The following is a 25,449-nucleotide window of genomic DNA, read 5'->3' as shown; positions in this document are numbered from 1 at the left end:
GCCTTCGGCCGCCCCCTCATCCTGACCTTCTCCCCGGAGGGGAGAAGGAACAGGGGTAGCAGCCTTACGCCATGGCCGGCTTGCGCTGCAGGTTGTGGTGCGCCTCGACGTAGCGCACGGTGCCCGACTTGGAGCGCATGATCACCGAGTGGGTGGTCGCGCCGCCGGGGAAGCGGCGGACGCCGCGCAGCATGGCGCCGTCGGTCACGCCGGTCGCGGCGAACATGACGTTGCCGCTGGCCAGCTCGGTCAGGCTGTACTTCTTGTTCAGGTCCTTGACGCCCCAGCGGGCGGCGCGGGCCTTCTCGTCGTCGTTGCGGAACAGCAGACGGCCCTGGAACTGGCCGCCGATGCAGCGCAGCGCCGCCGCGGCCAGAACGCCTTCCGGGGCGCCGCCGGAGCCGACATACATGTCGACGCCGGTGCCGGCCTGGCTGGTGGCGATCACGCCCGAGACGTCGCCGTCGTTGATCAGCATGATGCGCGCGCCGGCCTCGCGGACGCGGGCGATCAGTTCGGCGTGGCGCGGACGGTTCAGGATGCAGACCAGCAGTTCCTGCACCTCGGTGCCCTTGGCCTTGGCCAGCGCCTTGAGGTTGTTGGCCGGCGTCTCATCGAGATCGACCACGCCTTCCGGCAGGCCGGAGCCGACGGCGATCTTGTCCATGTAGACGTCGGGCGCGTTCAGGAAGCCGCCCTCGTCCGCCATGGCGATGACGGCCAGCGAGTTCGGGCCGCCGGTGGCGCAGATGGTGGTGCCTTCCAGCGGGTCGAGCGCGATGTCGACCTTCGGCCCACGGCCGATGCCGGCGCCGACCTTCTCGCCGATGTAAAGCATGGGCGCCTCGTCGCGCTCGCCCTCGCCGATCACGACGGTGCCGTCGATGTAGAGGGTGTTGAGCGCCTGGCGCATGGCGTCGACCGCGGCCTGGTCGGCAAGCTTCTCGTCACCGCGGCCCATCAGCAGCGACGCGGACAGCGCGGCGGCCTCGGTGACGCGGACGGCTTCCAGAGCCAGGTTCCGGTCCATACCGGACAGGTCGACATGAACGGACATGGTGTTCTCCCCCGAATCGATGCTCGGTTCTTCTATGGTTCGGTCAAAACTGTTCGATGCGGATCATGCGCGGCGGCTCGACCACCGACTCCTTGGCGGCGATGGTGGCAAGCGCGCGCTGCATGGCCGCCTCTTCGGTGTCATGGGTGGTCAGGACCACCGGCACCGCTTCGCCGGGGGCGCGCCCGCGCTGCAGGAACTGCTCCATGGAGACGTTCTGGTCGCGCATCGCCGCCGCAACATCCGCTATCACGCCGGGACGGTCCACGACCATCAGGCGTACGTAGTACGACCCCCGGCGGGCCTCCATCGGGGACGGCTGCGCCTCGGAAAGCTGGGCCGCCGGCACGCCGAAGGTGGGAGTGGAGCGCCCGCGGGCGATGTCGATCAGGTCGGCGACCACGGCCGAGGCCGTCGGCCCCTCGCCGGCGCCGCGGCCGACGAACAGCACCCGGTCCACGAAGTCGCCCTGGGCGATCACGGCGTTGAACACGCCGTCCACCGCCGCGATGGGCGCCGCCTTCGGCACCATGCAGGGGTGCACGCGCTGCTCGATCCCGTGATCGGTGCGCCGGGCGATGCCCAGCAGCTTGATCCGGTAGCCGAGCGCGTCGGCGTAGTCGAAGTCCACCGCCGCGACGTGGCGGATGCCCTCGACATGGACGCTCTTGAAGTCCACCGGCGTGCCAAAGGCCACCGAGGTCAGGATCGCCAGCTTGTGCGCCGCGTCCACGCCGTCGATGTCGAAGCTCGGGTCGGCTTCCGCGTAGCCCAGCTTCTGCGCGTCGGCCAGCACGTCCGCGAAATCGCGGCCGGTGGTGCGCATCTCCGTGAGGATGTAGTTGCAGGTGCCGTTGAGGATGCCGTGCACCTCCGACACCCGGTTGCCCGCCAGCCCTTCGCGCAGCCCCTTGATGATCGGGATGCCGCCGGCCACCGCCGCCTCGAAGCCGATGGCGAGGCCGGCGGCCTCCGCCTTGGCCGCGAGCGCGGTGCCGTGATGGGCGAGCAGCGCCTTGTTGGCGGTGACGACGTGGCGTCCCCGCTCCAGCGCCAGCTCGACGGTCTCCTTCGCCGGCCCCTCGGACCCGCCGATCAGCTCGACCACCACATCCACGCCGGGATGGGCGGCGAGCGCCACCGGGTCGTCGTACCATTCGGCCGTCGACAGGTCGACGCCGCGGTCCTTGCCGCGCGAGCGGGCGCTGACCGCCACCACCTCGATGCGGCGGCCGCAGCGCTGCTCGATCAGGGCGGCCTGCCGCTCCAGTAGCTTCAGAACGCCCGCGCCGACCGTGCCCAGGCCCGCGACGGCGATTTTCAGGGGGCCTGTTTTGTGGGAGTCGGACATCAGACTTTCGCTTTCTCCGGGTCGAGGAGGGCGGCGCGCGCCGCCGGATCCTTGCTCGCCGCCGCACCGGCGGCGTTGGAGCGGAAGAACTCCTTGATGTTGCGGGTCGCCTGACGGATGCGGTGGACGTTCTCCACCAGCGCCAGACGGACATGGCCGTCGCCGTACTCGCCGAAGCCGATGCCCGGCGCCACGGCCACCTTGGCCTCCTGCAGCAGCAGCTTGGAGAATTCCAGCGAGCCGAGATGGGCGAAGGGCTCCGGGATGGGCGCCCAGGCGAACATCGAGGCCGATGGGCTCGGCACCGTCCAACCGGCCGAGGCCAGACCCTCGATCATCACGTCGCGGCGCTGGCGGTACATGGTGCGCACCTGCTCCACGCACTCCTGCGGGCCGTTCAGCGCGGCGGTCGCGGCGACCTGGATCGGCGTGAAGGCGCCGTAGTCCAGGTACGACTTGATGCGGGCCAGCGCGGTGATGAGCTTCTTGTTGCCGGTGGCGAAGCCGATGCGCCAGCCGGCCATCGAATAGGTCTTCGACATCGAGGTGAACTCGACGGCCACCTCGCGCGCCTCCGGGATCTCAAGGATCGAGGGCGGCGGGTCACCGTCGAAGAAGACCTCGGCGTAGGCCAGATCCGACAGGATGTAGATGCCGTGCTTGCGGCAGAACTCGACAATCGGGCGGTAGAAGTCGAGCCCCACCACCTCCGCCGTCGGGTTGGACGGGTAGTTCAGCACCAGCGCCAGCGGCTTCGGCACGCTGTGGCGCACGGCGCGCTCCAGCATGTTCATGAAGCTGTCGATGTCGGTGGAGGTGCCGTTGGCCTGCCCCACCGGCAGATGGCGCACCGAGGCGCCGGCCAGGATGAAGCCGAAGGGATGGATCGGGTAGCTGGGGTTCGGCACCAGGATGATGTCGCCGGGGCTGGTGATCGCCTGGGCAAGGTTGGCCAAGCCTTCCTTCGAGCCGATGGTGACGATGCACTCCGACTCCGGATCGACGTCCACGTTGAAGCGGCGCTTGTAATAGGCCGCGTGCGCCTTGCGCAGGCCGGGGATGCCGCGGGAGTTCGAGTAGCGGTGCGTCTTGGGATCGCGCACGGCCTCGATCAGCTTATCGACGATGTGCTGGGGCGTCGGCTGGTCCGGGTTGCCCATGCCGAGGTCGATGATGTCCTCGCCGGCAGCTCGGGCTCGCGCCTTCATGGCGTTCACTTCGGCGAAGACGTAGGGCGGAAGCCGCTTGATCCGGTGGAATTCTGAATCGCTCATGGACGCTCCGAAGCCTGTCCGGCCGCGCCACGAACCCATATTTGCGGACCGGGACCACTTATCTACCGCCCCGCATCTTCAGAAGCGAGGTAAAATTCGCGTCGCCTGATGATTGCCGGATAGGCGCGCGCGCCGCGATCCCCGATCCCTCCCGAATGACCGTGCGCATCGCAGGCGTGCGCGGCATTGCGGAAAAGCCTTGGTTTTTCGATGGGAATGCTCCCAGGATGGAGCGTTCGAAATAACTTCCACCCCTGATAATCGTTACGCGACCATACGCGCCCCTTGCGTGGGATCGACGAGAGGATTTCGCCATGTTTAGGAGAGTTCTTCAGGCTTCTGTATTGGCCAGCGTGTTGGCCCTGAGCCTTGCCGGCTGCAACGAAAGACGGCCAACGACAACCATTGACGAGCCTGCCGCGGTGGCGCCGGCAAAAATCAACTTTGCGGAGATCAAGGTCAAGGGACCGTTCAATCCCGAAGAGGTCGTGCTGTTTGACAACGGGCAGCAGCGGTCCATGCGTTACCTGACGCCTCAGATGCGTACCGCCGTTCGCGCCCTGGGGTTTGGCGGGGTAGGACAGTACGCCGTCCTGCGCGGCACGCGCGCCACGCTGCGGGTCGCCGGAGGGCAGCCGGTGTTTCTGTTCGCCGTCCCCAGCAACGCCCAACCCGAAAGCTATTTCACGCTCGCGAACTTTGCCACGCGAGACAATGGAACGCGCGAGGTCATCGTTGGCGGGGGCTACATGAGCTATTCGACGGGTGTGAACAAGGACCGCGTTGTTCCGACCACCGTCGCCATGTTGCCCGATCAGTCGAAGGCACCGAAGAACTACACGCTCTACGCCGCAACCGTGAATGCACCCCTCAAGGCGGGAGAATATGCCATAATTTTCTACAGCTCCCAGGTCCGCGGAGCGGCCTTTGCGCAAGTCAACGGCGACAGTTACTTCGACTTCGGGATCGATTGACCGTCTCGGGTAAGCGGGCTGGGCTTAAGCCCGGCCCGCGGCCGCTTTGCACGCTGGTGCAGCGCTTCCTCGATCTCCTCGCCGCCGGCACCAACCAGAGCGACCGGGTCCACGGCGACCTCCAGATCCTCCGGGCGGGCAGGCTTGGCCGGGTGGCCGCGCCGGGACGCCGGCACGCGCAGCAGCGCGTAGGACAGCAGCGACAGCGCGGCGAAGCCCGGCATGATGGCCGTCGTCGCGGTGTAGGGATCGGCGAACAGCGCTGCCACAGCCGTGCCGGCCAGCCCGCCGCCGATCTGCATGAAGCCGATCAGCGCCGAGGCCGCCCCGGCCATGCGGGGGAATCCGGCCAGGGCGTCGCTGGTCGCCCCGGGCATGACCAGGGCGATGCCGAAGGCCCAAACGGCGGTCGGCCCCATCACGCTGGCCACGGTCGGCTCGCCGGTCAGGGGCGCCAGCGCGAAGCCGAGCCCGCCCACCGCCACGCAGGCCAGCCCGTAGGGGATCAGCCGCATCGCGTCCACCCGGCGCAGCAGCCGCCCGGCCAGGGTCGCCCCCAGCGTGTAGGAGCCGGTCTGCAGCAGCATGGCGAAGCCGAAGACGGTCGGGCTCAGCCCCACCCGCTCGATCATCACGAAGGGCAGCAGCGCCGCCATGGTGTAGAGACCGCCCAGCGTCGTGCCGAGCACCAGCCCCGCCCGCATGAAGCGCCGGTCGGTCAGCAGCGTCCGGTAGTTGCGGATCACCGGGCCGGGCCGCGCCGCCGAGCGGTCGCGCGTCCGGTTGGTCTCCGCCGTGCCCATCGCAAAGACCGTCAGCACGGCGAGGCCGTAGAGCGTCATCACCACAAAGATGGCGTGCCAGCCCACCGTGCCGAGGATTACCCCGCCCAGCGTCGGCGCCACCGCCGGCACGATGGCCAGCATCAGCCCGATCAGGTTCAGGATGCGCGCCGACCGCTGGCCGGTGAACTGGTCGCGCACGATGGCGCGGGAAATGGCGATGCCCGCCGCCGCCCCGATGCCCTGCAGGGCCCGGCCGACCAGAAGCCATTCGATGCTGCCCGACAGCGCCGCTACGACACTGCCCAGGACATAGGTGACAAAGAAGCCCAGGGCGACCGGCCGCCGCCCGTAGGCGTCGGACAGCGGCCCGCAGGCGAGCTGGGAAAAGGCAAAGCCGAAGAAATAGACGGAAAGCGTCAGCTTCAGCGCCGCCGGGGTGGTCTGAAACGCCTCCACCAGCATCGGCAGGGCCGGCGTGTAGAGCGCGAGGCTGAGCGGCCCCAGCGTGACGATCAGCGTTCCGATGACGGCCGTCCGCGTCTCCGTCATGACGGGCGCGTCGGTCTGCACGGGTGGACGGCTCATTGGCCGGCCCCGCCGCGGTCGTCGGCGATCATGCGGTTGCGCAGGCGGCCCAGCATGTCCTTGAGCAGGACGATCTCCTCCGCCGAAAGGTCGGCCATGGCCGACTCGCGCTCATTGCGGAAGGCCTCCAGAACCTGGAGCGCCAGCGGCTCGGCCTGCGGGGTCGGCTGGACGATCTTGGCGCGGCGGTCCGCCGGGTCCGGCTCGCGGACCACCAGCCCGCGCGCCTCCAGCCGGTCGAGGAAGCCGACCAGGGTCATCGGTTCCACCCACATGTGGGTCGCCAACACCGACTGGCGCGAGCCGGGGTGACGGCAGACATAGACCAGCGCCCGCGCCTCCCCCGCCGTGAGGCCGAGCCGCGCGTCGTCCAGGGCACGGTCGAACCGCGCGCGCAGAAGCCGCGCGCAGTCGATCAGGATCATTCCGAAGGGGGATTCATCAAGCATCCCTTATTGTAAGGGCGCCTTATAATTTCCAGCAACCACGGGCGGCGCAGGGCGGTCATGCCGCGGCGCCATGGCCGCCCGATATCGATCCGCCCGACGTGAAACTCCCCCGAGCTGAAGCGAAGCCGACGCGCCAAATAGTCGCAGCATGAAAATCTATTGCGGACCCGCCGCCGCAAGACGTAGTTTTTCCACCTTGGCAGCAGCAATGGGTGCTCCGTGGTCCGCGCCACCGCCATCGGAACTGCGCATCGACCGGATGAAGACCGGCGCGTCCTCCTCCTTCAAAGGAACGCCATCAGAGACCGCAGGACGCTCCGCATAGGTATACTTACGGATTACTGGCAGCATCCGCCTTTTGCTACACCCCTGCCCTCAATTGGGCTTTCCGGGGGCGGGCTTCCCGGCGCTTGGCTGTCCAGGCGTGATGTCCGGCGGCGGGGGAGCGTCCATGGGGGTCGGCAACAATGTCTTGGCGGCCTCGCGGTCCTGGGCCAGACGGTCCAGATCCTGCTGGCGCTGTGCTTCCGTCCGCAAATCGGTGGGGCGCGGCGGAACGGTGCCGAGATTGGGGTATTCGCGGTTCTGGCCGGACATGCCGCGCACCGGCGACTCCTGGCTGGGCACGTCGCGGCCGGTCACGGCGCCGACCAGCCCGGTGTCGAGCACGCGGTCGCTGCAGGCCGGCAGAGCGAGAACAACCAGGACGGACAGCGCCGGACCCAGCCGGCCCGTCTTCGCAACCACGCCGCGTCGGATACCCGTTTCCATTCTGCGAACCTCACATCCAAACCCATCCGGCCGCTTGAACGGTGGTGGGCGAAATGAAATCTTCATACGAGAGGTGTATGACGGACCCCGGCTCGAACGGACATGGCATAAGCTGTCCGGGATGCCAGGACCGGAACGCACTCCGACCGAACAGACTTCCGGCAGGCACTGTATAAACCGCACAACGTCCCTCCTGAAGCCTAAAACTCGCCTAAAGAAGAAGGACCGCACCAATGGCCGAAAACCAGGCCCCTGACGTCAAGCTTCCCGACCCGGTGGAGATGTCGCGGGCGATGACCCGCATCGCCGAGCAGAGCCAGCGGCTGGTCACCGAATTCCTGTCCCGTCAGGCCTCGGACGGCGTCGGCGCGAAGAACCCCGACCCGATGGGCGTCGGCCATGCGTTCCTGGAGATGACCACGCGCATGATGGCCGATCCGGCCAAGCTGATGAAGGCGCAGATGACGCTGTGGCAGGATTACCTGACCCTGTGGCAGCGCACGACCCAGCGCTTCTTCGGCCAGGACGCCCAGCCGGTGATCGCCCCGGCGAAGGACGACCGCCGCTTCAAGGATTCGGCCTGGGACGAGAACACCCTGTTCGACTTCATCAAGCAGTCCTACCTGCTGTCGGCCCGGTGGATGCAGTCCACGGTCAACGAGGTGGACGGGCTGGACGACCACACGGCCAAGAAGGTCGACTTCTACACCCGCCAGTTCGTCGACGCGATGGCGCCCTCCAACTTCGTCATGACGAACCCGGAGGTGCTGCGCACGACCATCGAGACGGGCGGCGAGAACCTCGTCAAGGGCCTGGAGCACCTGCTGAAGGACCTGGAGCGCGGCAAGGGCGAGCTGCGCATCTCCATGACCGACTACGACGCCTTCCAGGTCGGCAAGAACATCGCCGTCACCCCGGGCAAGGTCGTCTTCCAAACCGATCTGATGCAGCTCATCCAGTACACCCCGACCACGCCGGAGGTGAACAAGCGGCCGCTGATGATCGTGCCGCCCTGGATCAACAAGTATTACATCCTGGATCTGCGCGAGAAGAACAGCTTCATCAAGTGGGCGGTGGACCAGGGCCACAGCGTCTTCGTCCTGTCCTGGGTGAACCCGGACGAGAAGCTGGCCCAGAAGGGCTTCGAAGACTACATGTTCGAAGGCGTGCTGGCCGCGCTGGACGCCATCGAGAAGGTGACCGGCGAGAAGGACGTGAACGCCATCGGCTACTGCCTGGGCGGCACGCTGCTGGCCTCCACCCTGTCCTACATGGCCGCCAAGAAGGACGACCGCATCAAGTCGGCCACCTTCTTCACCACCATGCTCGACTTCACCGAAGCCGGCGAGCTGTCAGTCTTCATCGACGAGGAGCAGCTCACCATGATCGAGAGCCAGATGGCCCAACAGGGCTACCTGGACGGCTCGAAGATGGCGACCACCTTCAACATGCTGCGCGCCAACGATCTCATCTGGTCGTTCGTCGTGAACAACTACCTGCTCGGCAAGGATCCGTTCCCGTTCGACCTGCTCTACTGGAACAGCGATTCGACCCGCATGCCGGCGGCGATGCACAGCTTCTACCTGCGCAACATGTACCAGAAGAACCTTCTGGCGCAGCCGGGTGCGGTGACGCTGGGCGGCGTGCCGATCGACCTGCGCAAGGTGAAGACCCCGTCCTTCTTCCTGTCGGCCCGCGAGGACCACATCGCGCCGTGGAAGTCCACCTACATGGGCGCCCACCTGTTCTCCGGCCCGGTGAAGTTCGTGCTGGCGGCCTCCGGCCACATCGCCGGCGTGGTGAACCCGCCCGCCGCCGGCAAGTACTGCTACTGGACCAACGCCAAGCTGCCGAAGGCTTCGGACGATTGGCTGGCCTCGTCGGAGCAGACCCCCGGCTCCTGGTGGCCGGAGTGGAACAACTGGGTCTCCACCTTCTCCGAAGGCAAGGTCCCGGCGCGCAATCCGGAAAAGGGCGGCCTGCCCGTTCTGGAAGACGCCCCCGGCTCCTACGCCAAGGTGCGCATCGTCTGATGTCCGAAATCCGGAGGGCGGTCCGCCGCCCTCCGGAGGCCCGGAGCCATTGGCATGCCGGACCGAATGAGACGGCCCGAACAAGAAAAAGGCCCCGGATCGAAATCCGGGGCCTTTTTCTTTGTCGGCGAAAACCCCGGACCGAGGTCCGGGGTTCCGTGTCCCGAAAGGGAACCTGCGCCTTACGACGACGGGGCGTTCGCACCGCGCGGCAGGATCTGCGCACGACGGTTGGACGGCTCGCGGACGTTCGGGCCGGTCTGCACCAGGAGCTGGCTCTCGCCCTTGCCCTCGGTGGTGATGGCGCCGGCGGCGATGCCCTTGGAGACGAGGGCCTGCTTCACCGCCTCGGCGCGACGCACCGACAGACGCTGGTTGTAGGCCGGCGAACCCGAGGTGTCGGTGTGGCCGACGACATGGACGCGGGCGTTGGCGCCCTTGCCGATGGCGGCAGCCGCATCACCGATCACGCGATCGGCGGCCGGGGTGACGTTGGCCTTATCCCAGTCGAAGAACACGAGGTATTCGGTCTGGGCGCGGGCGGCCGGGGCCGGGGCAACCGCCGGAGCGGCGGCCGGCGGGCACTTGTAGCTGCCCTGGTGGGTGGCGTAGCCGCCATCCGCCGTGCGGACCGGGGTATCGTTCCAGCCGATGACCGGGTTGCACCACTCGGCGGTGTCGGCGCTCTGGGCCTGAGCCCCGGCGGTCAGGCCGAAAGCGACGACGGCGGCCGGCACGACGGCCATGGTAGCGCGGAAGAAGCTGTTCATTTCTCCACTCCCTTAGAGACACACTCCCTACCGCTTGGTTCGCGGAGGACGAATCGCACAAACGATAGGACATATCGCGTGCATGTAACGTGACAAAACGCGAAACATGTGGGGTTTGTCCACGTACAAACATACCCTCCGGAAGTCCTACACGTTTCGTGCCGGTGTCACTGTTGCTAGTATGCCACAGTGCTGCGACGCACTAAAGAGGTATTAGCCCTGTCTGTAGATTTGAGCAAGCCGCACGTAGTTCCGGATGTTTACCGGGAAGAAAGATGTGTCCTTTTCCGTAAGTGCACGCACGGGTCTTGCTGGACTTCCGGCCCAAAGTTGCCCGGCGGCAACACGCTTCCCGGGGGTCACCAGGGCTCCGGCGGCCACCATGGCCCCCGACTCGACATAGGCACCGTCCATGACGCAGGCCTGCATGCCGATGAAGCAGCCGCTCTCCAGCGTGCAGGCGTGCAACAGGGCCATGTGGCCGATCGACACGTCGTCGCCGATGTAGGTCCCCTGCCCCGCCGAGGCGACGTGAATCACGGTACCGTCCTGGATGTTGGTGCGCGCACCGATTCGGATCTCGTTCACGTCGCCGCGGATGGTGCAGCCGAACCAGACACTGCTGCCCGGCCCGATCTCCACGTCGCCGATGACCGAGGCCGTCGGCGCCACATAGACGCTCGGGTCGATCTTCGGGTGCGTGCCCTGGAAGGGCAATATCAGGCCGGACATCGCAGGCAATTTTTCCTCGGGCTGTTTCTCTTCGGTCACGGGAACAGCGGGGCCTGTTCCAGGCCGGTCGTCTCGCCCAGCCCGAACATGACGTTCATGTTCTGGATGGCCTGGCCGGAGGCGCCCTTCACCAGATTGTCGATGACCGAGACGATGATGGCGCCACGCGGGGTGCGGTCGGGAAAGACGCCGATCAGCGCCTGGTTGGAGGCGCGGACGTGGCGGGTCGCCGGGGCGATGCCCGCCGCCGTGACGTTCACGAAGGGCTCCGATTCGTAGCGCGCGGTCAGCGTGGCGCGCAGGTCGTCGGCGGTGACCCCGTCGGCCATGCGGACATAGATCGTCGCCATCATGCCGCGGTTCATCGGGACGAGGTGCGGGGTGAAGCTGACCGTCACCGGACGCCCGGCGGCCAGCCGCAGCTCCTGCTCGATTTCCGGCATGTGGCGGTGGTGGCCGACGCCATAGGCGTTGAAGCCCTCCGACACCTCGGTGAAGAGGTTCTGCTGCTTGGCGTCGCGCCCGGCGCCGGAGACGCCCGACTTGGCGTCGATCACGATGCCGCCCGGCTCGATCATCTCCTCCATCAGCAGCGGCAGCAGGGCCAGCAGCGAGCAGGTCGGGTAGCAGCCGGGGTTGGCGACCACGCGCGCCTTGCGCACGCCCTGCCGGTTGAACTCGGTCAGCCCGTAGGCGACCTCCTTCTGCAGCTCCACGGCGCGGTGCTCATGCCCGTACCAGGTGGCGTATTCGGCGGGATCGGACAGGCGGAAGTCGGCGGACAGGTCCACCACCTTGATGTGGCGCGGCAGGCCGGCGATGACCTCCTGCGTGGTGCCGTGCGGCAGAGCGCAGAAGACGGCGTCCAGCTTGTCCCAGGCGACCTCCTCGATCTTCACGAGGCCGGGCAGGTTGAACTGGCCCAGATGCGGGAACACCTCTGCCATGGGCTTCCCCGCCTGTCGCTCGGCCGTCAGCGCGCAGATCTCCACGCCGGGATGGCGGAGAAGCATGCGCACCAGCTCGGCGCCGGTGTAACCGGACGCACCGAGAATGCCGACGCGGATGGGGGAAGTGCTGTTGGCCATGGACGCTGTTCCTTTTGACGCACGGGGATGGGCACGGAACGGTGACGACGAGTGAAACAGAAACAAGAAAGGGGCGCCCCGTCGGGACGCCCCTCGCTTGTACAGCAGTAACGCGGGTCCGCGGTAGGCTTTAGCGCTTCGAGAACTGGAAGCTGCGGCGGGCCTTGGCCTTGCCGTACTTCTTACGCTCGACGACGCGGGCGTCGCGGGTCAGGAAGCCGGCGGCCTTCAGCGGCGGACGGAGCGCCGGCTCGAAGTAGGTCAGCGCCTTGGAGATGCCGTGACGGACCGCGCCGGCCTGACCGGACAGACCACCGCCGGCCACCGTGACCATGACGTCGAACTGGTCGGCGCGGTCGGTGATGCCGAAGGGCTGGGCGATCATCATGCGCAGCACCGGGCGGGCGAAGTAGACTTCCTGGTCGCGGCCGTTGACGACGATCTTGCCGGAGCCCGGCTTGATCCACACGCGGGCGACGGCGTCCTTGCGCTTGCCGGTGGCGTAGGCGCGGCCCTGGGCGTCCAGCTTCGGGGCGACCACTTCGGCGGAGGCGGCGGCCGGAGCGGCAGCGATGTCCTTCAGGCCGGAAAGGGTGGTGGTAACCTGAGCCATTGGATTACGCGCTCCGCTTATTCTTCGGGTTCATGGCCGCAACGTCGAGAGCGACCGGCTGCTGCGCCTCGTGCGGGTGGGCGGCGCCCTTGTAGACCTTCAGGTGGGTCATCACCTTGCGGCCGAGCGGGCCGCGCGGAACCATGCGCTCCACGGCCTTCTCGATCACGCGCTCCGGGTACTTGCCGTCCAGGATCTGGCCCTTGGAACGGCCCTTGATGCCGCCCGGATAACCGGTGTGCCAGTAGAAGATGTCGTCCTGGCGCTTGTTGCCGGTCAGCTTGACCTTCTCCGCGTTGATCACGACGACGTGGTCGCCGCAATCCATGTGCGGGGTGAAGGTCGGCTTGTTCTTGCCGCGCAGGATGTTCGCCAGGATGCTGGCAAGCCGGCCGAGAACGAGGCCGTCGGCATCGACGACGTACCACTTCTTCTCGATGTCGGTCGGCTTCAGATTGAAGGTCTTCATCGCCACACTCGTTGACTAAACGTGGATCGGCGGGCCACCGAAACTGGACGTTCAATCCCCGGGGCGCCGAAGCGGCCGGTGTTGTACGCAGCGCACGGGGGGCCTGTCAACGGAAAAATATCCGTTTCATATCAACACTCTACACGCACGGTATCATTTTACCGCGAGAGCAAAGCCATTGATATCATTGGATTTTTCAGGACATCTCCGGATCGTGGTATCCTGATACCGCGAGCGTCACCGGGTCGTGCGGCGGAATCGAATAGGTGCCGGTGGCGTGGGCGACGGGCTCCGGATCGCCCTCGGAGAACAGCAGAACCTCGCCGTAGGCCAGCCGCTTGCCCATCTTCAGGATCCGGCAATCGGCGGTGATGGCGACCGGCGCCGGGCGGCGCAGGAAGTTGATGGTCATGCTGGTGGTCACCGCCAGCTCCACCCGCCCGATCAGGCTGAGCACGGCGGCGTAGAGCGCCACGTCGGCCAGCCCGAACATCGCCGGCCCCGTCACCGTGCCTCCGGGACGGACGAAGCTGTCGTTGTAGGGCAGCTTCATGCGCACGGTCCCGGCGCCAAGCTGCTCGATGGTGATCCCGTAATTGCCGACCAGCGGCACGCCCTCACGAATCAGGGCTTCCAGTTCCTCGGCGGACACGACCGGCGCGCTCATTCCCTCACCCATGGCTTTTCTTATGGAGACCCGATCATGGCGAACATCGCCCGGCCCGCCAAGCGCATCGCGTCGAAACCCATTTCACACATTCTTTTGCTATCGTCTGTCAATAAATCTACAAATTCAATCAACAAATATGTTGAGTTGTCCGCCACGGCATCGTTAGATGATCGGACCACACGCCCGGTTCCGTGGCGGGAGCGGTCGGGGTACTGTTCCCGCCAACGATCAAAACATCCGGGAGGATTGGACAGCGATGAACGACACCCCGCCCCTCATCAGCGATGACGCGCCGCTGGTTCTCCGCAAGGACCGCGACGGCGTTGCCACCCTGACGCTGAACCGCCCGCAGGCGCGCAACGCCCTGTCCGTCGGGCTGATGGGCGCGCTGCAGGCGGAACTGGAGGCCATCCACCAGGACTCCACGGTCCGCGCCGTGGTGCTGTCCGGGGCCGGGCCGGCCTTCTGCGCCGGGCACGACCTCAAAGAGATGCGCGCCAATCCGGACCGCACCGCCTATGAGTCGCTGTTCGTCCAGTGCTCCAAACTGATGCTGACGGTCAGCCGCATCCGCCAGCCGGTGATCGCCAAGGTCCACGGCATCGCCACGGCGGCGGGTTGCCAGCTCGTCGCCACCTGCGACCTCGCCTATTGCGCCGACACGGCGCGATTCGCCACGCCGGGCGTGAACATTGGCCTGTTCTGCTCCACCCCCATGGTGGCGCTGAGCCGCGCCGTGGGGCGCAAGGCGGCCATGGAGATGCTGCTGCTCGGCGACCTGATCGGCGCCGAGGAGGCTGAGCGCATCGGCCTCGTCAACCGCGCGGTGCCGGCCGACCGGCTCGACGCCGTGGTGGCGGAGGCCGCCGGCAAGATCGCCGCGAAGTCGCCGCTGACCCTCGCCATCGGCAAGGAGGCCTTTTACCGCCAGATCGAACTGGACGTGGAGGAGGCCTACGCCTACGCCGCCCGCGTGATGACCGAGAACATGCTGGCCCGCGACGCCGAGGAGGGCATCGACGCCTTCCTGCAGAAGCGCGCCCCGGTGTGGTGCGGCCAATGAGCGGCCCCGCCCCCTCGCACGACGGCTACAGCGACGAGTTCATCCGCCAAGTCCTGGACCGGGTGAAGACCATCGCCCTGGTCGGCGCGTCGAACGACCCGGTGAAGGCCAGCTTCATCGTGCTGAAGTACCTGCGCGACAAGGGCTACCGCGTCATCCCCGTCAACCCGAAGCTGGCCGGCCAGACCATCCTCGGCGAGCGGGTCTACGCCAGCCTGTCGGAGCTGCCGGAGCCGCCGGACATGGTGGACGTCTTCCGCAACGCCGCCGCCGCCGGAGGCGTGACCGACGAGGCCATCGCCGCCGGCGCCAAGGTGGTGTGGATGCAGCTCGGCGTGCGCAACGACGAGGCGGCGGCGCGGGCCGAGGCGGCGGGGCTGACCGTGGTCATGAACCGCTGTCCCAAGATCGAACTTCAGCGCCTGTTCCACGAGATCGGGCGCATCGGCGTCAACTCCAACATCCTGACGTCCAAGAAGGCCGCACCGGCCAAATCCTTCAAAAAACTGATGTAAAAAGCAGAGGAAGCCATCATGAGCGAGCAGAAGTCCTTCGGTTTCGAAACCCGCGCCATCCACGCCGGCGCCGCCCCCGACCCCGCCACCGGGGCGCGCCAGACGCCGATCTACCAGACCACCAGCTTCGTCTTCGACGACGTGGACGACGCGGCCTCGCTGTTCAACCTCCAGAAGGTCGGCTTCATCTACTCCCGCCTGACCAACCCGACCGTGTCGGTGCTGGAGGAGCGGCTCGCCAACCTGGAAGGCGGCGCCGGGGCCACGGCCACCTCCTCCGGCCACGCGGCCCAGCTGCTCGCCCTGTTCCCGCTGATGGAGCCGGGCGACGAGATCGTCGCCTCGCGCAAGCTCTACGGCGGCACGCTCAACCAGCTCGGCACCAGCTTCCCGCGCGCCTTTGGCTGGAAGTCCGTCTTCGTGGACACCGACCAGCCGGAGAACGTCCGCGCCGCCATCACCGCGAAGACCAAGGCCATCTTCGTGGAAAGCCTCGCCAACCCCGGCGGCGTGGTCACCGATCTGGAGGCCATCGCCAAGATCGCCGACGAGGCCGGCATTCCGCTGATCGTCGACAACACTCTGGCGACGCCGTACCTGATAAACCCGATCCAGTGGGGCGCCACGCTGGTCGTGCATTCGACCACGAAGTTCCTGTCGGGCAACGGCACCTCGGTCGGCGGCGTGGTCATCGACAGCGGCACCTTCGACTGGGGCAAGTCCGGCAAGTTCCCCGCCCTGTCGGAGCCGGACGCCGGCTATCACGGGCTGAAGTTCCAGGAGACCTTCGGCCATCTGGCCTTCACCATCCACGGCCACGCCGTCGGCCTGCGCGACCTCGGGCCGAGCCAGGCGCCGCTGAACGCCTTCCTGACGCTGAACGGCATCGAGACGCTGCCGCTGCGCATGCAGCGCCACAGCGACAGCGCCCTGAAAGTCGCGCAGTTCCTGGAGAGCCATCCGGCGGTGGGCTGGGTCAGCTACGCCGGGCTGGAATCGTCCAAGTACCACGCGCTGGCCAAGAAGTACCTGCCCAAGGGGGCCGGCGCCGTGCTGACCTTCGGCGTCAAGGGCGGCTTCGACGTCGGCGTGAAGGTGGTGGAGAACGTCCAGCTCCTCAGCCACCTCGCCAACATCGGCGACAGCCGGTCGCTGATCATCCACCCCTCCTCGACCACGCACCGCCAGTTGTCGCCGGAAGGTCAGGCCCAGGCGGGCGCCGGTCCGGACGTGCTGCGCCTGTCGATCGGGCTGGAGAGCGTCGAGGACATCATCGCCGACCTCGACCGTGCCCTATCGGCCGCCTGATTGGCCGCCGCCTGATGCCGGTTCCCCTCCGTCCGCCGCGGCGTCCGGCCCGGCGGGCGGGGGATACCCCGCAAGAGGTAGGCATGACGCGAAGGGCTAAGCGCTGGCCGTTCCATTGACCTCCGCAGGTCATAGCACCGACCCTAAGGCGAACAGGGCGGGGAAGCGGGGCATGAGCGGACGGCTCAGGCGGGGAGTGACGGCGGTCGCGTTGCTGGGGCTGGGCGGTTGCGCGGGCGCACCGGTGGCGATGACCGCCGCGTCCTTCGCCGTGGACGGGATGCTGTATGTCGGCACCAGCAAGAGCAGCACCGATCACATGCTGTCGGCGATGCTGCAGCAGGACTGCGCGACCTTCCGCGTCATCAGCCAAGGCTATGTCTGCAAGCCGGTGATCGTGCCGGTGGTCCGCAGCGCCGAGGGCGCGCCGGTCCCCCTTCCGGAAACGGAACCCTCACCCGCCCCTGTTCCGCCCCCGCCCGCGCCGCTTCCCGTGACGGCGGAGGTGGAGATCGCCGCGCTGCCGCCGATGCCGCGCCCTGCAGAACGGCGCTTCCTCGTGGTGGCGGGCAGCTTTTCCAAGCGTGGGCAGGCCGAAGCCCAGCGCGCGCGGCTGGGCCATCCGGAGGCCGGCATCGTGGCCGCCGACGTGCGGGGCCGCCGCATCCACCGCCTCGTCCTGCCGCCGGAGGACCGACCGACCGCCTTGCGCCGCTTGGCCGAGATCCGCGCCGCCGGGGTCGGCGACGCGTGGCTCCTGACCTGGACCGGACGGACAGTGGTGGCCGATCTGCCCGGCGACGCGCCCTACCCCAGCCTGCCGGACAAGCTGTGACCCGTTACTCCGCCGCCGCCATCGGGGCTGCGGCGGGCTTGGCCGGAGCGTCGCGGTCGCGCGGCAGCAGCAGCGCCGCCGCGAAGGCGACCAGCGCCAGCACCGACAGCGTGGCGTAGAGCATGACGAACTCGCCCGTCCGCTCATAGACCAGGGCGACAAGCTGCACGGCCAGCGGACCGGCGCCGAAGGACAGGATGAACTTGGCGCCATAGGCCAGCCCGCGGTGCCTCTCCGGCGTGTAGCGGGCGAGCAGGAGGTTCTCCGCCGGAATCTGCACCTGGGAGGCGACGACGACCAGCGCCGCAGCACCGACCAGCGGCAGGTCGGCCAGGACCGCCACCGCCGCCATCATCGGCACCTGGACCAGCAGGCACAGGGTGTAGATGCGCTTCAGCGGGTACTTGTCGGCCAGATGCCCGCCGATGAGCTGCGGCAGGGCGGCGAACAGATAGACCGCCGTCACCACGCCGCCGACGCCCAGCGTGCTGCCGCCCAGCAGGTCGCTCAGCCGCGCTTCGAACAGCTTGGGCAGCACAACCTGCATGGCGTTGAACATCAGGCCGGCGCAGACCATCGTCACCGACAGAACGACGAAGGCGCGGATCACGTCGCCGCGCGACGCCTTGGGGATCGGCTTCACGTCGCCCTGGCGGTCCTCGACCTTGCCCAGCGCGATCAGCAGGGCCAGCGCCACGCCCAGCCCCAGGCAGATTGCGCCCGGAATCAGGAAGGCCGAGCGCCAGCCCAGCCATTCCGTCAGGCCGCCGGCCACCACCGCCGCCGAGGCGATGCCGACGGTGCCGAAAATGCCCTGGTAGCCGAGCGCCTTGCCGCGGTTGGTGGCGTTCTTGACCATCCAGGCCATGCCCACCGGGTGGTAGATCGAGGCGCCGAGCCCGAGCACCGCCAGCGCCCAGAGCAGCGCCTCCGGACCGTCGGTCAGGCCGCAGGCGATGGTCCCCGCCCCGGTCAGCAGGAAGAAGACCGCCATCATCCGGCATTCGCTCCAGCGGTCGCCCAGCCAGCCGGCCAGCGGCGCGCCGACGCCGATCATCAGCGCGCCCAGCGTCCACAGCCGGATCAGTTCGTCGTAGGGCAGCTTCCATTCCCGTTCCAACACCAGGACGACCGTCAGGAACAGCGCCGTCACGATGTGCATCAGCGCGTGGCCGACCCAGGAAAAGCCGATCGACAGCCGCGCCGATGTGTCAGTCATGGAAATTCTCCGCATCCGGATGATTTGCGCTTGAAAGCAACCTTCGCGAAGGTGGCACGCGGGTCGGAGGCGGTCCAATGCGCCACCGTCATGGCCGGCATGCGGCGGCCGGCATCGGGGCTCAGGCGGTTTCGTTGCGCAGCCAGTCCAGATAGGCCGGGTTGCCGCGCCCCACCCTCAGCTCGACCACGCAGGGCACCTCGTAGCTGTGCAACTCCCGCACCCGCGCGGCCAGCCGGTCGAACAGCTCCGCCCGCGTCTTGGCGATCAGCACCGTTTCCGTGGCTTCCTCGATGGCGTCCTGCCAGCGGTAGATGGAGGTCATGCCGTCGAAGATGTTGGCGCAGGCGGCCAGCCGCTCCTCGACCAGCATACGGCCGATGCGCCGGGCCTCGTCCCGCGATCCGGCGGTGATGTAGGCGAAGACGAATTCCATGGCCGAACCCTTTCGATGTAGAGTGCCCGAATCTTGCCACAGGCCGCCAGAGCGCGACAGCCGGGCCGCAACATCTTCCGAGGCGACGAACCATGGCCGCACCCCGACGCACCACGTCCCGACGCCGCCCCACCGAGGCACAGGCGGCGTGGCTGCGCAACGGCCTGGACCAGCCCGGCGGCAAGCTGCCCCTGTTCGACACCGACGGCCAGCGCGTCAAGCGCCAGACCATCGAAAGCTGCCTGAAGTCCGGCTGGGCGGAGCGCTGGTTCCACAATCCGCTGAAGCCCGATTGGCTGGTCTGCCGCCTGACCGACAACGGCCGCGCCGCCCTCGCCCCCCGCCCCGCCGCGAAGGAACTTGCCCAGGCGGAGTGACCACCGGACGACACCGACGGCGTACCGCATGGGTGGGGTGTCGCGGCGCGCCGACGCCCGCTAGGATCGCCGCGATTTTTGCGGCCCGACCGGGCTTTGTTTCGTAACGGTATCAACCTCATGCAGCTTTCCGACCTCGGGCAACGCATTTGCATCCTCGGGCCGTCCAACAGCGGGAAATCCACGCTTGCCGAAGCGATCGCGCGACAGCGCGGCTTTCCGGTCGTCCACCTCGACCGGCTGTACCACGCCCCCAACACGGATTGGCAGCCACGGCCGACCGAGGAGTTCATTGCCTTGCACGACGCGGCCATCGCCGGCGCGTGCTGGATCATGGAGGGAAACTACTCACGCTGCATTCCGCAGCGCTTCCAGCGGGCGACGGGACTGATCTACCTGGACGTGCCCATGCCGCTCAGCCTGCTGCGCTACTTTCGCCGGACGCTGTTCGAGCGGGAACGGCGGGGCGCGCTGGAGGGCCGCCGGGACAGCATCAAATGGGAGATGATCCGCCACATCGCCGTCGCCACCCCGAGAAACCGGGCAAGAAACCTGCGCACCTTCGATCAGGCCGACCTGCCGAAGCTCCGGATCGATTCCGCGCGCGACCTGAACGCTTGGTACCGGCGCTGGGGCCTCACGCGCTAACGGCCGGACGCCGGTTCACGCCGGCACGGCCTTCAATTGCTGGTCCACTGCCGCCGCCAATTCACGGGGGGTGACCGGTTTGTGGATCACGGTCAGCCCATGGGCGGTGGCGTCCAGAAGACAGTCCGGCCCCGTCTCGCCGGTCAGGATCACCCCCGGCACTCCGGCCCCGTAGCGCTCGCGCACGCGCAGGATCACCTCGGTCCCGATCCGCCCCTCGCGCAGCCGGTAATCGGCGATCACGATGTCGGGAACGCGGGTCTGGGCGGACAGCCGCTCCATCGCCTGATCGGCGCTTCCCGCCGCCAGCACGGTGTAGCCCCATTCCGTCAGGATCAGTTGAAGCCCCATCAGCACGATGGCGTCGTCATCCACCAGCACGGCAAGACGGCCCTGCCCCATCCCCGGCCCCTCACTTCCCGCAACCGCCGCGGCGGCCATCACCGGTTCACCCGTCGGCACCAGCACCCGGAAGGCCGAGCCCTTGCCCACCGCGGAACGCACCTGCACCGGGTGTTCGAGCAGCCGCGACAGGCGCCGCACGATGGCGAGGCCGAGGCCGAGACCCTGGTTGCGGTCCCGCTCCGGGTTGCCGACCTGATGGAACTCCTCGAAGATCCGCTCCAGATGGTCGTCGGGAATGCCCATGCCGGTGTCCTGGACGACAATGGACAGGAAGCGCCCGTCCGGCCGGCACTGCACCCGCACAAGCCCGCTGTCGGTGTAGCGGATGGCGTTCTCGACCAGATTGCGCAGCAGCCGGCCAAGCAGCGTGCGGTCGCTGCGCACCCGCCCGGCGGCGACCTCCACCTGCCAGCCGATGCCCTTGCCCGCGGCGACCGGCGCGTAGGCGGCCCGGATCGGGTCCAGCACCTCCGCCACGTCGAATTCCTCGAACACCGGCGTCACCACCCCGGCGTCGAGCCGCGACACGTCGAGCAGGCTGTCCAGCAGCCCCTTCAGCGCGTCCAGCCCCTGCTCCAGATGGGTCAGGATCTTGGCGCCCGCGGCAGACCCGACATGGGCCGACAGGGCGGCGGCGAAGAAGAACAGCGATTGGAGCGGCTGACGCAGGTCGTGGCTGGCCGCCGCCAGGAACTTCGACTTGGCGAGGTTGGCGCGCTCCGCCTCGTCGCGGGCGGATCGCAACTCGGCCTCCATCGCCTTGCGCTCGGTGATGTCCTCGGCCACGGTGATGCGGTAGGCTGGCTCCGTACCGGTGATCCGGGCGAGCGACGAGGTCACCCGCACCCACACCGCCCCGCCGTCCTTGCGGCGGTAGCGCTTCTCCAGGGCGTAGCTGGACAGTTCGCCGGACAGCAGCCGCTCGATCAACCCCTCCTCGGCCGGCAGATCGGCCGGGTCGGTGATGTCGCGGTAGGTCCGCTTCAGCAACTCCTCGCGCGGGTAGCCGACGATGTCGCAGATCTTGGCGTTGACGTCGAGGAGGCGGCCGTCCAAGCCCACCCGTTCGATTCCCACCGCCGCCAGTTCGAAGACCGAGCGGAAGCGTTCATCGCTCTGGCGGCGCGCCGTCTCCGCCCGGCGCAGGTCGGTGACCTCCATCACGACGGCACCGACCGCCGCGACCTCCATCCCTTCATGCACGGGGAACAGGGCGATCAGCCAATGGCGCGTCACGCCCGGCTCCCTGGGCGTCTCGCCCATCACCTCCCGGTAGGGGATCGGCTCGCCGGTGTCGAACACCCGGTCGATCAGCGGCTCGACACTGGCGCCCACGACGGGAATCAGGTCCGCCAGAGTGCGGCCCATGTGGGCCTCCGCCAGGATGCCGTTGCAATCGGCCAACTGCTCGTTGATGCGGATGTAACGGCGCTCGCGGTCGAAGAAGGCGAAGCCGACCGGCGCGTTCTGCAGCAGGCTGTTCAACTGGGCGAGCAGCGCGTTCTTTTCCCGGTTGGCGGAAACCAGGGCCGCCTCCCCCCACTTGCGGGCGGTGGTGTCCTGGAAGAAGACGGCCAGCCCGTCCGGCGACGGGAAGGCCCGCACGGCGAACCAGGATTCGAAGGCCGTACAATAGTCCTCGAACTCGACGGGCGCCTGGTCCCGCATGGCGCGGCGGTAATTCTCCCCGAACGCGCTGGCGGAGACCTCCGGGAAAACGTCCCACAGATCCTGGCCGATCAGGTCGCGTCCCGCGGCGATCAGCGTCCGGGCGCGCTCGTTGATGAAGGTGATGCGCCAATTGCGATCCACCTCGAACACGCCGTCGGTGGTGCTGCCCAAAACAGCGGCCATCTTGTGGACCCGCGCGTTGGCTTGCTCCCGGGTTTTCTGCTGATGGGCCAACTCTTCGGCCATGCTGTCGAAGGCGCGGGCCAGAGTGCCAAGTTCGGACGACTGGTCCGCCACACCGCTGCGCGCCGTCAGGTCGCCGCGTTTCCACTGCTCTGCCGTCGCGACCAGCGCCGCCACGGGCCGCCGCAGGAACCGGCTGCCCCCCCACCAGACGGCGAGCAGCGTCAGCAGCAGCACGGTGGCAATGCCCGTCATCGCCTGAAGCATTGCGCCGCGGATCGGTCCCAGCGCCTCGCCCTTGTCCAGGCTGACCAGAACGCCGATGCCGTCCAGACTCCGCCCGGTCGGCTGGTAGGCGACGATGCGTGGCCGTCCGTCCGATCCGGACACCTCGGTGACACCGGGGACGTCACGGGACAGCAGCGCGATGACGGATGGTGGCAGCGCGCCATTGCCATCCGCTTGGTTCGGCGGGAGCGGCACCTGGGCGACCACCCGGTCGCGGCGATCCACCAACGTGACCCGCACGTTGTCGGACAGCGGCCGCATGGACAGGAAATCGGCGATCCAGGACATATCGATCATCGCCGTCACCACGCCGGCGGCACGGCCCTCCGCGTCATTGAAGGCCAGCGCGACGGGCATGGCGGAGCGCCCGTCCGTCCGGCGGAAGACATGCTCGCCCGGCGTCATGCGACCGTTGTCCAGCGCGTCGCGGAAATAGTCGCGGTCGGCAATGGACATCCCCAGCGAGACGCGATCGGTCCCGCAACGGACCACCCCGTCCAGCCCGGCGATCACGATGCCGAGATGGCCGGGATACGACGCGCGCAGTTCGTCCATCAGCGCCTGACAGGCCGGAGAGCCGGGCGCGCGTGCCGGATCGGCCTTCACCAGCGTGCTCAGAACCTGCCGAAGCCCGTCGATCATGCGGTGCTGCTCCGCCTCGAACAACGCGGCGAGGTGCAGGGCGTCCCGCCCCGCCTCCGCCTCGCGCGCGGCGCGCAGAGCCAGCTCGCTCTTCACCTCGATGGCGGCCGCCGGAATCATCGCCACGAGGACGAGCAGCAACAGGCGGTGAAGAAGGCTCATGCAGGACGGCTTTCGGAAAATGATGCCGTGAGACCGTGCGGGATACGGGATGCCCCCGTCAACGGGCGCGGGTGGGAGTGCGGTTGGCCTTCCACACGCCGGAGCGTTCGGCACCGGCGGCGATCCGGCGGTCGGCGATCTCCGACTCCTCCACCTCGGCGATTCCGGCGTGCTTCAGGGCGCGCAGAAGGACGCTGCGGACGGTCGTCCCCTCCTCTTCCGCACGGCGGCGCACGGCGCGCTTGACGCTCTGCGGCACCATGGCGGCCAACTGCACGTCGGGTTCGCGCGCGGCGGACGAAGCATGGTCGGCTTCGCACGGCGCGGCGTTGGGCGAAATGGGATTGGGCGAAATGGCATGGGCGGGTCGGAAAGGGTGGTCGCGCATCGGTCCTGCCGTACATGGTTCGAACGTACGAAACCCTCCCCGTTTATAGTTAATTTCTTGTTAACCATGACTTCACCGACGGTGCCAGGAGGGAGATGATACACCGGAATAGCGGTTGACCTGTACAATCCTGCACCGAACAGTGGCCGGCCGGGCCTCCCGGCGCCACGGCGCCGGATCACCGCCCCCTCCGTACGGCCAGAGCAGAGGAGCGACGACGTTGTCAGCACGCCCTTCGAAACGCCGCATCGCCATCATCGGGGCCGGCTTTACCGGCAGCGTCCTCGCCGCACACCTGATGCGCCACGCCGATGAGCCGACCAGCCTGCACTTGATCGAACGCACGCCCAGCGTCGGCGCCGGGCTTGCTTATTCCACGCCCAACGCCGCCCATCTGTTGAACGTGCGCGCTTACAACATGAGCGCCTATCCGGATGACCCGCGGCATTTCCTGCGCTGGCTGTGGGCGCAGGATGACGGGGCCGGAGCGGTGCCGCCCAGCGGCCATGCCTTCGTCTCGCGCGCCCGCTACGGCGCCTACATCCAGGACGTCCTGCGGGAGGCCGTGACAGCCGCCCCATCCCACGTCTCGCTCACCGTGTCGCAGGCGGAGGCGGTGGACATCGCGTCGGACGCGCGGGGCACCCGGCTGCGGCTGGGCAACGGGACCAGCCTGTCGGTGGACACCGCGGTTCTCTGCGTCGGCAACTTCGCCCCCTCGCCGCCACCGGTTTCGGCGCCGGAAGTCTACGCCTCAAGCCGCTACGTGGCTTCACCTTGGGACTGGCCGGCACTGGCCACGATCGCCCCCGACGCGCCCGTGCTGATCCTGGGAACCGGGCTGACCATGGTGGACACTGTCCTATCCCTGGAGGACCAGGGGCATCGTGGCCCGATTGTCGCCCTGTCGCGCCGTGGCCTGCTGCCCCAGACGCACGAGGAGACGCGGCCCTTCAAGAGTTTCATCCACCCTCAGGTGATGCCGCGCACCGTGCTGGACGTGATGATCGCCCTGAAGGCCGACGTCCGCCGCGCGCGGGAAGCGGGGTTCGACTGGCGGTCGGCCTTCGACGCGCTGCGTCCCTACCATCACCTGATCTGGAGCCGCCTGCCGACGGAGGAGCGGCGGCGCTTCCTGCGCCATGTCCGCCCTTATTGGGAGATCCATCGCCATCGCATCGCGCCCGAGGTGGCGGCCCGCATCGCCGCCCTCTGCGCCAATGGGCGGCTGGCCATCCGCGCCGGCCGCCTGCAGACGCTGAGCCTCGCTCCGAACGGGGTGGAGGCGACCGTCCGTGCCCGTGGGGCGGAGGGAACCGTCTGGACCCGGACGGTGGGGGCCATCGTCAACGCCACCGGCACCGAGTGCGATTTCAGCCGGATCGGCCACCCGCTGGTCAAGGCGCTGCTGACGCGCGGTCTGGCGCGGCCCGACCCGTTGCGGCTGGGATTGGACGTCACCGTGGACGGTGCCCTGATCGGTGAGGACGGTCGGGCATCGGACCGGCTGTTCGCGCTCGGCCCGATCAGTCGCCCGCCCTTCTGGGAGATGACCGCGGTTCCCGAGTTGCGCACCCAGTGCGCCCAGGCCGCCCGGCACATCGCGGAGCTGCGGCGGTCCGTCTATCCTCCGGGAGAGCCGGCGCTGCTGCGCGCGCGGGCGGTGCCTTGACGGAGGGGATACCGGA

Annotated in this window: 25 protein-coding genes; 9 read left to right on the top strand and 16 right to left on the bottom strand. The window is 68.0% G+C overall.

The genetic code is table 11. The features are described from left to right. Positions 1-64 precede the first annotated feature (64 nt). The 3 genes from glpX to AMK58_RS06775 are packed head-to-tail and all read right to left on the bottom strand — an operon-like array spanning position 65 to position 3,682. On the bottom strand, positions 65-1,057 hold the full coding sequence (gene glpX, locus AMK58_RS06785) for a class II fructose-bisphosphatase (protein WP_174437339.1): 993 nt from the start codon (positions 1,055-1,057) through the stop codon (positions 65-67). A gap of 43 nt (positions 1,058-1,100) precedes the next feature. Then, positions 1,101-2,408, bottom strand: a complete 1,308-nt coding sequence (locus AMK58_RS06780) for a homoserine dehydrogenase (RefSeq protein WP_059398752.1) — start codon at positions 2,406-2,408, stop codon at positions 1,101-1,103. Further along, entirely contained in the window at positions 2,408-3,682 is a 1,275-nt protein-coding gene (locus AMK58_RS06775) for an LL-diaminopimelate aminotransferase (protein ID WP_035673297.1), read from the bottom strand. The genes AMK58_RS06780 and AMK58_RS06775 overlap by 1 nt, the downstream gene beginning before the upstream one ends. A 344-nt stretch (positions 3,683-4,026) precedes the next feature. On the opposite strand from AMK58_RS06775, the gene AMK58_RS06770 reads away from it, so the two are divergent. After that, positions 4,027-4,656 carry a hypothetical protein gene (locus AMK58_RS06770; RefSeq protein WP_143265640.1) on the top strand — a complete coding sequence of 210 codons (630 nt, stop codon included), beginning with the start codon at positions 4,027-4,029 and terminating at the stop codon, positions 4,654-4,656. On the opposite strand, the gene AMK58_RS06765 is transcribed toward AMK58_RS06770, so the two are convergent. The 3 genes from AMK58_RS06765 to AMK58_RS06755 form a co-directional block, all read right to left on the bottom strand. Further along, the gene (locus tag AMK58_RS06765) at positions 4,632-6,026 is read right to left on the bottom strand and encodes a multidrug effflux MFS transporter (protein ID WP_051140206.1); all 1,395 of its coding nucleotides are present in this window, start codon (positions 6,024-6,026) and stop codon (positions 4,632-4,634) included. The genes AMK58_RS06770 and AMK58_RS06765 overlap by 25 nt on opposite strands. Continuing rightward, positions 6,023-6,475, bottom strand: coding sequence for a MarR family winged helix-turn-helix transcriptional regulator (locus AMK58_RS06760; protein WP_035673293.1), 453 nt, complete (start codon positions 6,473-6,475; stop codon positions 6,023-6,025). Before AMK58_RS06760 ends, AMK58_RS06765 begins: the two co-directional genes overlap by 4 nt. A 375-nt stretch (positions 6,476-6,850) precedes the next feature. Next, on the bottom strand, positions 6,851-7,246 hold the full coding sequence (locus tag AMK58_RS06755) for a hypothetical protein (protein ID WP_035673287.1): 396 nt from the start codon (positions 7,244-7,246) through the stop codon (positions 6,851-6,853). 233 nt (positions 7,247-7,479) lie between these two features. Here AMK58_RS06755 and AMK58_RS06750 point away from each other — a divergent pair, with 233 nt between their 5' ends. Then, positions 7,480-9,279, top strand: coding sequence for a PHA/PHB synthase family protein (locus tag AMK58_RS06750; RefSeq protein WP_035673285.1), 1,800 nt, complete (start codon positions 7,480-7,482; stop codon positions 9,277-9,279). A gap of 182 nt (positions 9,280-9,461) precedes the next feature. On the opposite strand, the gene AMK58_RS06745 is transcribed toward AMK58_RS06750, so the two are convergent. The 6 genes from AMK58_RS06745 to AMK58_RS06720 all read right to left on the bottom strand — a co-directional run bounded on the left by AMK58_RS06745 (position 9,462) and on the right by AMK58_RS06720 (position 13,618). Next, on the bottom strand, positions 9,462-10,049 hold the full coding sequence (locus AMK58_RS06745) for an OmpA family protein (RefSeq protein WP_035673278.1): 588 nt from the start codon (positions 10,047-10,049) through the stop codon (positions 9,462-9,464). A gap of 213 nt (positions 10,050-10,262) precedes the next feature. Then, complete coding sequence (locus AMK58_RS06740; RefSeq protein ID WP_051140204.1) at positions 10,263-10,781, bottom strand: gamma carbonic anhydrase family protein; 519 nt, start codon at positions 10,779-10,781, stop codon at positions 10,263-10,265. A gap of 35 nt (positions 10,782-10,816) precedes the next feature. Next, complete coding sequence (gene argC, locus AMK58_RS06735) at positions 10,817-11,869, bottom strand: N-acetyl-gamma-glutamyl-phosphate reductase (RefSeq protein ID WP_035673268.1); 1,053 nt, start codon at positions 11,867-11,869, stop codon at positions 10,817-10,819. Between the two features lie 130 nt (positions 11,870-11,999). Continuing rightward, on the bottom strand, positions 12,000-12,482 hold the full coding sequence (gene rpsI, locus AMK58_RS06730) for a 30S ribosomal protein S9 (RefSeq protein ID WP_051140203.1): 483 nt from the start codon (positions 12,480-12,482) through the stop codon (positions 12,000-12,002). A 4-nt stretch (positions 12,483-12,486) separates the two neighbouring features. Further along, a complete protein-coding gene (gene rplM / locus AMK58_RS06725) occupies positions 12,487-12,951 on the bottom strand; it encodes a 50S ribosomal protein L13 (RefSeq protein ID WP_014240247.1) in 465 nt (154 codons plus the stop codon). Between the two features lie 196 nt (positions 12,952-13,147). Then, positions 13,148-13,618, bottom strand: coding sequence for a PaaI family thioesterase (locus tag AMK58_RS06720; protein ID WP_035673266.1), 471 nt, complete (start codon positions 13,616-13,618; stop codon positions 13,148-13,150). 259 nt (positions 13,619-13,877) lie between these two features. On the opposite strand from AMK58_RS06720, the gene AMK58_RS06715 reads away from it, so the two are divergent. The 4 genes from AMK58_RS06715 to AMK58_RS06700 all read left to right on the top strand — a co-directional run bounded on the left by AMK58_RS06715 (position 13,878) and on the right by AMK58_RS06700 (position 17,342). Continuing rightward, positions 13,878-14,684: an enoyl-CoA hydratase gene (locus tag AMK58_RS06715; protein WP_035673260.1), complete on the top strand. Its 807-nt coding sequence runs from the start codon at positions 13,878-13,880 to the stop codon at positions 14,682-14,684. After that, positions 14,681-15,199, top strand: a complete 519-nt coding sequence (locus AMK58_RS31285) for a CoA-binding protein (protein WP_035673258.1) — start codon at positions 14,681-14,683, stop codon at positions 15,197-15,199. Before AMK58_RS06715 ends, AMK58_RS31285 begins: the two co-directional genes overlap by 4 nt. Before the next feature lie 18 nt (positions 15,200-15,217). Beyond that, the gene (locus AMK58_RS06705) at positions 15,218-16,507 is read left to right on the top strand and encodes an O-acetylhomoserine aminocarboxypropyltransferase (RefSeq protein ID WP_035673256.1); all 1,290 of its coding nucleotides are present in this window, start codon (positions 15,218-15,220) and stop codon (positions 16,505-16,507) included. 172 nt (positions 16,508-16,679) lie between these two features. Further along, positions 16,680-17,342: an SPOR domain-containing protein gene (locus AMK58_RS06700; protein WP_107685980.1), complete on the top strand. Its 663-nt coding sequence runs from the start codon at positions 16,680-16,682 to the stop codon at positions 17,340-17,342. A gap of 4 nt (positions 17,343-17,346) precedes the next feature. Here the strand turns inward: AMK58_RS06700 and AMK58_RS06695 are convergent, their stop codons facing one another. Continuing rightward, positions 17,347-18,561 (bottom strand): MFS transporter, encoded by a 1,215-nt coding sequence (locus AMK58_RS06695; RefSeq protein ID WP_079285007.1) that lies wholly within the window; start codon positions 18,559-18,561, stop codon positions 17,347-17,349. A gap of 121 nt (positions 18,562-18,682) precedes the next feature. After that, positions 18,683-18,997: a divalent-cation tolerance protein CutA gene (cutA, locus tag AMK58_RS06690; protein WP_035673250.1), complete on the bottom strand. Its 315-nt coding sequence runs from the start codon at positions 18,995-18,997 to the stop codon at positions 18,683-18,685. A gap of 92 nt (positions 18,998-19,089) precedes the next feature. Between cutA and AMK58_RS06685 the strand changes: the two genes are divergently transcribed. Both AMK58_RS06685 and AMK58_RS06680 read left to right on the top strand, forming a co-directional pair. Beyond that, complete coding sequence (locus AMK58_RS06685) at positions 19,090-19,374, top strand: hypothetical protein (protein WP_035673248.1); 285 nt, start codon at positions 19,090-19,092, stop codon at positions 19,372-19,374. A 120-nt stretch (positions 19,375-19,494) separates the two neighbouring features. Then, positions 19,495-20,022 (top strand): isopentenyl transferase family protein, encoded by a 528-nt coding sequence (locus AMK58_RS06680; RefSeq protein ID WP_035673246.1) that lies wholly within the window; start codon positions 19,495-19,497, stop codon positions 20,020-20,022. 15 nt (positions 20,023-20,037) lie between these two features. Here AMK58_RS06680 and AMK58_RS29420 read toward each other — a convergent pair whose 3' ends face one another. Both AMK58_RS29420 and AMK58_RS06670 read right to left on the bottom strand, forming a co-directional pair. Then, a complete protein-coding gene (locus tag AMK58_RS29420) occupies positions 20,038-23,373 on the bottom strand; it encodes a PAS domain-containing protein (protein ID WP_079292108.1) in 3,336 nt (1,111 codons plus the stop codon). A 58-nt stretch (positions 23,374-23,431) separates the two neighbouring features. After that, on the bottom strand, positions 23,432-23,761 hold the full coding sequence (locus AMK58_RS06670) for a hypothetical protein (RefSeq protein ID WP_035673243.1): 330 nt from the start codon (positions 23,759-23,761) through the stop codon (positions 23,432-23,434). Between the two features lie 220 nt (positions 23,762-23,981). Between AMK58_RS06670 and AMK58_RS06665 the strand changes: the two genes are divergently transcribed. Further along, complete coding sequence (locus AMK58_RS06665) at positions 23,982-25,433, top strand: FAD/NAD(P)-binding protein (RefSeq protein ID WP_059398749.1); 1,452 nt, start codon at positions 23,982-23,984, stop codon at positions 25,431-25,433. Positions 25,434-25,449: the final 16 nt, after the last annotated feature.

The organism is Azospirillum brasilense, from assembly GCF_001315015.1.
Classification (GTDB): Bacteria; Pseudomonadota; Alphaproteobacteria; order Azospirillales; family Azospirillaceae; genus Azospirillum; species Azospirillum brasilense.
The sequence above is the reverse complement of the archived record's forward strand: the minus strand, read 5'-3'. Positions and strand labels throughout refer to the sequence as shown.

Bases quoted from the DNA above. Each gene is read 5' to 3' on its own strand.
- AMK58_RS06775 (WP_035673297.1), bottom strand. From the start codon at position 3,682: ATGAGCGATTCAGAATTCCACCGGATCAAGCGGCTTCCGCCCTACGTC.
- argC (WP_035673268.1), bottom strand. From the start codon at position 11,869: ATGGCCAACAGCACTTCCCCCATCCGCGTCGGCATTCTCGGTGCGTCC.
- AMK58_RS06755 (WP_035673287.1), bottom strand. From the start codon at position 7,246: ATGGAAACGGGTATCCGACGCGGCGTGGTTGCGAAGACGGGCCGGCTG.
- rpsI (WP_051140203.1), bottom strand. From the start codon at position 12,482: ATGGCTCAGGTTACCACCACCCTTTCCGGCCTGAAGGACATCGCTGCC.
- glpX (WP_174437339.1), bottom strand. From the start codon at position 1,057: ATGTCCGTTCATGTCGACCTGTCCGGTATGGACCGGAACCTGGCTCTG.
- AMK58_RS29420 (WP_079292108.1), bottom strand. From the start codon at position 23,373: ATGAGCCTTCTTCACCGCCTGTTGCTGCTCGTCCTCGTGGCGATGATT.
- AMK58_RS06750 (WP_035673285.1), top strand. From the start codon at position 7,480: ATGGCCGAAAACCAGGCCCCTGACGTCAAGCTTCCCGACCCGGTGGAG.
- cutA (WP_035673250.1), bottom strand. From the start codon at position 18,997: ATGGAATTCGTCTTCGCCTACATCACCGCCGGATCGCGGGACGAGGCC.
- AMK58_RS06700 (WP_107685980.1), top strand. From the start codon at position 16,680: ATGAGCGGACGGCTCAGGCGGGGAGTGACGGCGGTCGCGTTGCTGGGG.
- AMK58_RS06705 (WP_035673256.1), top strand. From the start codon at position 15,218: ATGAGCGAGCAGAAGTCCTTCGGTTTCGAAACCCGCGCCATCCACGCC.
- AMK58_RS06745 (WP_035673278.1), bottom strand. From the start codon at position 10,049: ATGAACAGCTTCTTCCGCGCTACCATGGCCGTCGTGCCGGCCGCCGTC.
- AMK58_RS06685 (WP_035673248.1), top strand. From the start codon at position 19,090: ATGGCCGCACCCCGACGCACCACGTCCCGACGCCGCCCCACCGAGGCA.
- AMK58_RS06760 (WP_035673293.1), bottom strand. From the start codon at position 6,475: ATGCTTGATGAATCCCCCTTCGGAATGATCCTGATCGACTGCGCGCGG.
- AMK58_RS31285 (WP_035673258.1), top strand. From the start codon at position 14,681: ATGAGCGGCCCCGCCCCCTCGCACGACGGCTACAGCGACGAGTTCATC.
- AMK58_RS06695 (WP_079285007.1), bottom strand. From the start codon at position 18,561: ATGACTGACACATCGGCGCGGCTGTCGATCGGCTTTTCCTGGGTCGGC.
- AMK58_RS06740 (WP_051140204.1), bottom strand. From the start codon at position 10,781: ATGTCCGGCCTGATATTGCCCTTCCAGGGCACGCACCCGAAGATCGAC.
- rplM (WP_014240247.1), bottom strand. From the start codon at position 12,951: ATGAAGACCTTCAATCTGAAGCCGACCGACATCGAGAAGAAGTGGTAC.
- AMK58_RS06765 (WP_051140206.1), bottom strand. From the start codon at position 6,026: ATGAGCCGTCCACCCGTGCAGACCGACGCGCCCGTCATGACGGAGACG.
- AMK58_RS06720 (WP_035673266.1), bottom strand. From the start codon at position 13,618: ATGAGCGCGCCGGTCGTGTCCGCCGAGGAACTGGAAGCCCTGATTCGT.
- AMK58_RS06715 (WP_035673260.1), top strand. From the start codon at position 13,878: ATGAACGACACCCCGCCCCTCATCAGCGATGACGCGCCGCTGGTTCTC.
- AMK58_RS06780 (WP_059398752.1), bottom strand. From the start codon at position 2,408: ATGTCCGACTCCCACAAAACAGGCCCCCTGAAAATCGCCGTCGCGGGC.
- AMK58_RS06680 (WP_035673246.1), top strand. From the start codon at position 19,495: ATGCAGCTTTCCGACCTCGGGCAACGCATTTGCATCCTCGGGCCGTCC.
- AMK58_RS06670 (WP_035673243.1), bottom strand. From the start codon at position 23,761: ATGCGCGACCACCCTTTCCGACCCGCCCATGCCATTTCGCCCAATCCC.